The organism is Serratia sp. LSHTC3, from assembly GCF_057197125.1.
In genome coordinates this window covers 1,156,919-1,165,129 of record NZ_JBXUNP010000002.1, presented here as the reverse complement: position 1 = coordinate 1,165,129, position 8,211 = coordinate 1,156,919, and the positions used below count along the sequence as shown (strand labels likewise).

Annotated in this window: 5 protein-coding genes; 3 read left to right on the top strand and 2 right to left on the bottom strand. The window is 57.4% G+C overall.

Annotated elements, in window-relative coordinates; translation table 11 throughout:
- On the top strand, positions 1 to 750 hold a 750-nt coding region (locus tag AC2CGI_RS12880; protein ID WP_484593949.1), incomplete at its 5' end, for an SPASM domain-containing protein.
- A 2-nt stretch (positions 751 to 752) separates the two neighbouring features.
- Complete coding sequence (gene pqqF / locus AC2CGI_RS12875; RefSeq protein ID WP_076740215.1) at positions 753 to 3,065, top strand: pyrroloquinoline quinone biosynthesis protein PqqF; 2,313 nt, start codon at positions 753 to 755, stop codon at positions 3,063 to 3,065.
- Positions 3,066 to 3,222: 157 nt separating this feature from the next.
- Here the strand turns inward: pqqF and AC2CGI_RS12870 are convergent, their stop codons facing one another.
- Positions 3,223 to 3,537 carry an AprI/Inh family metalloprotease inhibitor gene (locus AC2CGI_RS12870; RefSeq protein ID WP_004928502.1) on the bottom strand — a complete coding sequence of 105 codons (315 nt, stop codon included), beginning with the start codon at positions 3,535 to 3,537 and terminating at the stop codon, positions 3,223 to 3,225.
- Positions 3,538 to 3,635: 98 nt separating this feature from the next.
- Positions 3,636 to 5,075, bottom strand: a complete 1,440-nt coding sequence (locus AC2CGI_RS12865) for a serralysin family metalloprotease (RefSeq protein WP_076740216.1) — start codon at positions 5,073 to 5,075, stop codon at positions 3,636 to 3,638.
- A 948-nt stretch (positions 5,076 to 6,023) separates the two neighbouring features.
- On the opposite strand from AC2CGI_RS12865, the gene AC2CGI_RS12860 reads away from it, so the two are divergent.
- Positions 6,024 to 8,129 (top strand): putative bifunctional diguanylate cyclase/phosphodiesterase, encoded by a 2,106-nt coding sequence (locus AC2CGI_RS12860; protein WP_076740217.1) that lies wholly within the window; start codon positions 6,024 to 6,026, stop codon positions 8,127 to 8,129.
- Positions 8,130 to 8,211 lie beyond the last annotated feature (82 nt).

The following is an 8,211-nucleotide window of genomic DNA, read 5'->3' as shown; positions in this document are numbered from 1 at the left end:
CTGGCGGGCTCCGCCAGGGCGTTTCAGCAGAAGCTGGCGATGGCCAGGGCAGTCAAGGCGCTCGGCTATCCGATGGTGCTCAACTTCGTGTTGCATCGCCATAATATCGGCCAGATCGACCGCATCATCGAACTGGCGATCCAGCTGGATGCCGACGACGTCGAGCTGGCGACCTGCCAGTTCTACGGCTGGGCGCACCTGAACCGCGAAGGGCTGCTGCCGACCCGCGAACAGATCGCCGAGGCAGAAGCGGTGGTGAAACGCTATCGCGAGCGCATGGCCGCCGACGGCAAACTGGCCAACCTGCTGTTCGTCACGCCGGATTACTACGAGGAGCGGCCTAAAGGCTGCATGGGCGGTTGGGGCGCCATCTTCATGAGCGTGACGCCGGAAGGCATGGCGTTACCCTGCCACAGCGCCCGTCAGTTGCCGATTACGTTTCCGTCGGTGCTGGAGCACGATCTGCAGCATATCTGGTACCACTCCTTCGGCTTTAACCGCTATCGCGGCTATGACTGGATGCCGGAGCCCTGCCGGTCCTGTTCGGAGAAAGAGCAAGACTACGGCGGCTGCCGCTGCCAGGCGTTCATGCTGACCGGCAACGCCGACAACGCCGACCCGGTGTGCGGCAAATCGCCGCACCACGGCACCATTCTGGCGGCGCGTGAAGCGGCGAATCGCTCGCAGATCGGTATCGATCAGCTGCGCTTTCGCAATCAGACCAACTCCCGACTGATCTTCAAGGGCTGACGATGACACTCGCCGCTTCGTGGCAGCTCGATAACGGTTTGGCCGTCAGGGCGATAAGCACCCCGGCCGCTGAGGGCGCCGCCGCACTGGTGTGCATCGAAGCGGGCAGCTTTCAGGCGCCTGCCGCCTGGCCCGGCCTGGCGCATCTGCTGGAGCATATGCTGTTTCGCGGCAGCGCGAACTTCAGCGCGCAAGATGGGCTGATGGGCTGGACGCAGGCGGCCGGCGGCCGGCTAAACGCCACCACCCAGGCCACGCAAACCGCGTTTTTCTTTGAAGTGGGCGCTGCCCCTCTGGCGGAGGGGTTGGCTCGGCTGAGCGATATGCTCGCCGCCCCGCAGCTGGCGGCTGAGGCAATCGCCCAGGAGATCGAGGTCATCGACGCCGAATACCGCCTGCTGCGCGCCGACGGTGAAACCCGCTGCGAAGCGGCGCAGCGGCAGATGTTCAGCGGATTTGACGCGCTGCATCGCTTTCATATCGGCAGCCGCGCCGCTTTCGGCAGCGATATTTCCGCATTGCAGCAGGCGTTGCGGCAGTTTCACCACCACTATTACCGCGCACCGAACATGACGCTGTGGCTGCAAGGCCCGCAATCGCTCGAGCAGCTGCATGCGCTGGCACAGCGCTACGGTGGCGGCTTGCCGTCGGGCAGCGCCACGCCGCCCGAGACATTGCCGCCGCTGGCCGCCGGACAAGATTACACGCTGTCTCTTCCCGGCGCGCCGCAGCTGCGGCTGGTGTTTGCCCTGCCGCACTGCCGTTCACGCGGCTGGCTGCGACGGCTTGAGCGTTTATTGCTGGACGATGCCCCAGGCGGGCTGCTGGCACGGCTGCGCGCGCACGCGTGGGGTGACGCCGTTCGTCTGGATTATGCCCGCTGCGGCGAAAACAGCGCCCTGCTGAGTTTTATTTTCACCGTCAATCACGGCTCGGCGTCTGAGGCCGCCCATATCGAAAGCGCCTTGCTAGCATGGCTGCAGGCCCTGAACGCGCTGACACCGGGTCAGCTCGAGCATTTCGGGCAACTGGCGAACCGCGATTTTCACCGTTTGGCGCCGCTCGATCAGCTGCGGGCCAGGGCATTGGGGCTGCCGCCGACGGAACAGCATGACGACTGGACACGGCAACTCGCTATGCTGATGGCAGCGCCGCGCCGCCGCCTGGCCGTGCTGCCCGAGGGGGGCGGTGAAACGCGCGAAATCCAAGGGCTGCCGCTGACCCTTGGCCCCTTCGTCGGCGCCGCGCTGACGCCTACAGCGGAGCCTTTCCGCTTTTTCTCCGCTTCGGCGGCGCTGCCGATACCGCCCTTGCCGGCCGGCCAGGCGCCGCTGCAGCATCTACGTTCCGGCGAGGCGCAGCCGGTGCTGTTGCTGCGCCCATCGTCGCATGGCTCACTCAGCGAAGAACAGGCCTGTGGTTTGCAGGCGGCATTGCGCCCCGGAGCGGCCGAGTTAGCGCATCGGGAGGGACATTTAAGCGTCGAACGCCACCAGGGTGTGTGGCTGCTGCAGCTGGCGGGCAGCCACGGGCTGATCTGCCACGGCCTGAACGTCGTGAACCGGGCCCTGGCGGCGCCGTCGTCGGCCGTCATCAACGAGGCGGCGAGAAACCTGCGCCACGCGCAGTTAAAACAACAAAACGATATCGCCATTCGCCGCCTGTTAGCCCAATTGCCGGCGGCGTTGAACGTCTCTACGGCAACGGCGCCACACTGGCATGCCACCCTGGTCGGCGGCGATGGCGAGTTAAAACGGCGGCTGTCACATTTGCTGTATGACTTCCCCTACGCCATAACGGCTGAGCCGCAAACGCCGCCGCGTTTACCTCCTCCTGTCACGCTGACGGAAAGCGGCGCCGAACACGCCTTGCTGCAGTTTTACCCGCTGCAAAGCGATGAAGCCGAAGGCCGCTGGGCGCTGCGCGTGCTGGCCCGGCTTTACGCGCCGCGCTATTTTCAGCGGCTGCGCGTGGAACGCAACGTGGGCTACGTGGTGCAATGTGCCTTCCACCGCTGCACCCATGCCGAAGGCCTGCTGTTCGCGCTGCAATCCCCGACGTTCACCGCGGAACAGCTGCGGCAGTTAACCGACGAATTCTTGCAGCAGATGCATCATGAGCTGACGCACGTTAGCGTTGGTGAGCTGGAGCAAACGCAACAGGCGCTGCAACAAAACTTGCAACGCCTCAGCGCCGAGCCGTTGCAACGCGCGCGGGAGATTGCGTTGGAAAATCGCGCGACCATTGCTGCCGCTGCGTCAATCACGCTGACACAACTGTTGCACTGGCAGCAGCGGCTGTTCGTTGCCGGCTGATATTGCGCCGGTGTCCACCCGACGCAATATAAACGCAGCAAGACAACGAATAACCAAGGGAACGATATCTCAGAAAATCGTGAGCGGAGCGACGTGAAACCTGATGACAGCGTTCAGAAGCGCCGGCCGAGGCCGAGGGATAAGAAGGCGTTGTTGGCTAGTTATTTCTCTTCAAGATCTTTCCTGTCTCAGCCCAGATTTGACTACGGTAATGATCGTCTTCCTGAGAGAAGAAAAGTACGGTTAGCCCATCCTTGTCCAACAGCGCAATGCCATCGGGGGCGGGACGCCATGCGGCAGGCTCTTGCGGCAATACGTCGGGCGTGCAATCAGACAAGAATTTCAGGCTATAGCCGCCAGCCGAATCCACACTCTCCGTGTTGAGCTGCACAACACAAGATTTTGATTTATCACTGACCGTCCACTGCCCGGATAGCGTTTCGGCGGAAGGTAAAACCAGGCTGCTTGCCATAGAGACTCCTGAAAACAAGAATATTATTCCGACAAGAATAAATTTATACATAGGTGGCCCATGTGAAACGGTGGGCATCATCGCCCACCGTTGCCATTTTAAACGATAAAATCAACAGCGACGTCAGCCTGTCCAACGATGTGCACCAGGAAGTCTGGATTTGCACCGCCCTGGATGTTGAAGGCCAGTTCACTCAGATTGTTCTGGCTATCATAGGACAATAGCGCCTCACCGGCCTGCCCGCTGAAATGATCGACGAACTGAATGAAATCACTGCCTTTATCGCCTTGGTTGAAGAAGGACAGATCGATCTTGTCCTTGCCTGACTCAAAGTCCCAAATTGTATCAGGTGCCTGAACAGGCGAGTCATTAAGATCAGAGAAGACAAAAATGTCATTACCGTCTCCTCCCCATAATTGATCCTGACCAGCCCCGCCGTAAATAACATCATTGCCGGCGCCGCCTTTGAGCGTATTGCCTGCGTGATTCCCAACGATGATGTCATTACCTGAGCCCCCTATCGCGTTTTCGATGGTGACACCGGCAGCGATGGAAACATTCCCTTTTAATCCCCCGACGTCGGAGAACGCGCCTTCGTTCAAGTTGATACGTTGATTTTGGCTATACCCCGAGAAATCAAGGGTATCATTACCACCTGCATCCCAGACAGACATCACCAGCTTGTCGTGGCTGCCCTTGAGTGTATAGAAGTCTCGGCCTGTATTTGAATTAAACCCGTAAACGGTGTCGCCGGTTCGGGTGGTCATGTTGGCACCGTAAAGATGTTGGATGGCCGCGATATCATCAACCAGCGGTGCAGCGGCATAGTAGTGGCCATGATCCGCATCGGTAATGGATTCATTCCAGTAACTCATTACGCTAAACTGCCGGGTATCTTCGGCGTAAACTGCCTTGGTATAATTTGGGCTTCCTTGCCCCGCATTATACGTTCCCGGATGATCTAACCCGAGAGTATGGCCAACTTCGTGGGTAATGGTTAAACGGCCGTAATTACCCAGCTCAGGGTGCAAGTTTTCAGAATGGTTCTTAATATTATACCAACTTTGCCCATCAGAATTGTATCCTCTGTAGTCATTGCCATTATATGAGAATGGTTTCAAGGCATACGCTTGCCCTTTCCCCTCATAATTCCCAAAAGTAATATTGGAAGGTTGATCCGATGCCACTTCGACAAACTTTAGGTTGGCAACATCGGCCCAGGATTGCAAAGATAACTTCGCCTGTTCTTGTTGATGTTGCGTGAACGCACTTAGCCCCGTATCGCGTTCTGAGGAGCGGTGGCCCAGGTTCAGTTCGTTATATTCCCAATCCGGGAAGGAATAGGTCACCGTCGCATCTTTGCCCGTGACGTGAACGCCATTCCAGGTTTTATCGCTGCGCGCTATCTGCAACCCCGCATCATTTATGTCATAGGACGGTTTATTATTGATCGTCAAACCATTCCCGCGCTCATGGTAGTGAATAAGATCGTTAACACTGTCCCAACCTGTTTTGTTTCCATTCATGGTATTACCCATAGATTTCTCCACAAAGAAGCTAGTATTAATATGACATCCGAAATGTCTCTTGGGGTTAATCAAAGTCCTGAGAATAGCGGTAACCCGATACGCCCCATTCTTTTTGCCAATTCCTTTACACCCAGAGAGTAAATTTAATTTTAACCGCCCGAGGCCTCCTTACCCATGATTGAGAACGTATGCAACTCCGTGAGATCGCGATATATCCGCGAAAAATGCGTGGAAATAATAGACCGCCTTGATCCGGCCATGGCTTAATACTGAGATCTGCTGGTTGAGGCTAAGTGAAGATGCCGCCCAAGAGGCCTGATGACAACTGCCGTTCGATACATTGTCTCGTTGCCAGAGAACACAGCAGACGTGGTCTCGTGTGATGAACGTTGCCTGTCATCCGAACCGCTACCTGGGGATCATTACGTGAATGCATTTGCGACACCATCCAGTTTTGCTAATGATTATCATTCGCGAGGCTATCTCACACGTCAGCAAAGTGTCAACAGATGAAACAAAACATTTCTTGATTTATATCATCACTTTTCTCGTCATCGCCCGGGAGCCGTGCTTTGGCGCCTGTTGAAACGTGCATAAAATGGTGAGCATCACCGCCATAAGCGAGGATTTCTTCAGTATTGGTGCATAGCGCAAGCAAAATGCCGAGCGCAACAACAGCATGGCAGCTAAACATTTCGCCACATTGAAACATCAATATTGATTACTTTTTCAGACAGTAAAGCATCGTGGTCGGAGCACTTATTTTTCGATGCAATATAAGAGGGGCTTATAAATAACAGGAGTATTCCTAATGCGTTCTTGCGTAATCTATTTCATGCTACCAGGCTGGTTCTTAGCCGCGCCCGCTGGCTATTCCCATTTTCATTGGCAATGACTATATTGAAAGAGGCTCTGCTATAGAGCAAGAATATGGGTAATTTTCCGAGGAAATACCGCATGACCCTGTTGCCCAAGCAGAGTAATAACAAAAATCCTATTGATCTCTATAGCGAAATCGTAGACGACTTGCCGGGTCTGATTTGCTTCGGCAACCGCCTTGGCGGTTACTTCAATAAGCAGTGGCGCGACTATACCGGCGCCATCGCCGGTGAGCACGCCGCCGCAGACTGGCTCGATGCACTGCATCCCGACGACCGCGATCGCCTGGCCGCGCAATGGCGCCAGGCGATCGTTGCCCTCTCCTCGTTCGCCGGCGAAGCCCGTCTGCGCGAGCGCAGCGGCGCCTACCGGTGGTTTATGCTGGCGTTTAACGCCCGTCAGGACGGCATGGCGCAGGAGCCCAGCTGGTACCTCACCGCCACCGACATCCATCCGCAAATGCTGCAACGCCAGCAAAACGTTCAGGCGCTCTCTATCCAGCAAGACATGCTGGACGCCAGCGTCGACTGCATCAAAGTGATCAATCACGACGGCACGCTGCGCCACATGAATCGCTCCGGCAGCCTGGCGCTCGGTCTTGATCCGGCGCAAAAAGAGTTTGGCATGCCCTGGCTGGGGCTGCTGTCCCCCGAGATCCGTCGCCGCGGCAGCAAGGCGCTGCGCAACGTCAGAGCCGGAAAAAATGCGCGCTTCACCGGATTGAGCGTGACGCCGCAGGGTAAAAAACAGCACTGGGACAACATTCTCACACCGGTCAGCGATGAACACGGCGCCGTGGCCGAGATCTTGTGCGTCTCGCGCGACGTGACGTCGCAACGCGTGATGGAACAACGTCTGTTGCTCGCCAGCGAATATGACGAATTGACCGGCCTGCCCAACCGGCGCTTATTCAAGAAAAAGCTGAAGCAAGAGATGAAACGCGCCCTGCACGGCAAAAAGTCGCTTGGGCTGATGCTGCTGGATCTTGACCACTTCAAGCTGGTGAACGACACGCTGGGCCACGCGGCGGGCGACCATCTGCTGCGGATCTTGGGTAAAAGGCTCAGCGCCTGCATGAATGCGCATTCGTTCGTCTCCCGCCTCGGCGGCGACGAGTTCGCCGTGGTGATCAGCGATGTCGAAAACGAGCAGGATATTTTCCGCATCGCCAACAAGTTTCTGCTGCAGTTGGAGACGCCGATCACCCACGGCGGCAAGACGCTGCATTGCGGCATGAGCATCGGCGGCGCCATCTATCCCAAAGACGCTCGCGACGCTTCGGAGCTGATGAAATGCGCCGATACCGCGCTGTATGAACTGAAAGACGGCGGCCGCGGCGGCGTCTACATGTTCGATCGCAAGATGATGGACAAAGCCCGCGCCCGCGCCAGCCAGCTCAACTACGCGCGCCAGATCGTACGCGACAACTGCATCCGCCCCAGCTACCAACCGAAAGTCTGCCTGATCGACGGCAGCATCATCGGCTTTGAAGCGCTGCTGCGCTGGCACTGCCCGCAAAACGGCGTACAGCTGCCGGCGACGGTAAGCGAGGCGTTCAACGACTACGAATTGGCAACCAAGATCAGCGAAGCCATGCAGCTGAAAGTCTTCGCCGATATCGCCCGCTGGCGCGCGGCCGGCGTGGCGGTGCGGCCTATTTCGCTGAATGTGTCGCCGATCGAGTTTTTACGCGACAACTACGCCGAAACCTTCCTGCAACGTCTGCTGAAGTTCCGCATTCCCCATCACCTGATCGAACTGGAAGTGACCGAACACGCGTTCAACAAGCACGGTTCGAAATATGTACTGCGCGCGCTGCAAATGCTCAAAGAGATGGGTATCCGCATCGCGCTGGACGACTTTGGCACCGGCCACTCCTCATTCAGCCATATCATGGATTACCCGCTGGACTGCATTAAGCTGGACTGCGACTTTATTCAACGCATGAACACCGAACCGGCGATCCTGGCGATCGTGGAAAGCATCGGCATTCTCGGTCAAAAACTGTCGATCGATATCATCGCCGAAGGCGTGGAAACCGAGCAACAGCGCCAAACGCTGTGCGAAGCCGGTTTCCATATCGGCCAGGGTTTTCTGTTCAGCCGGGCGGTGGAGTCCCAGCAGGTGCCCGAGTTGCTGCAGGCGATACTTCAGCCTGCCGAAGGCGGCATGGCGAATCGTTAAATCGGCATCGCATGCCCCACATTCGGGGGGTTGATCCCCCCTCTTTTCCTCTGCTTGTTTCACGCCTCCCGCACCGGAATAT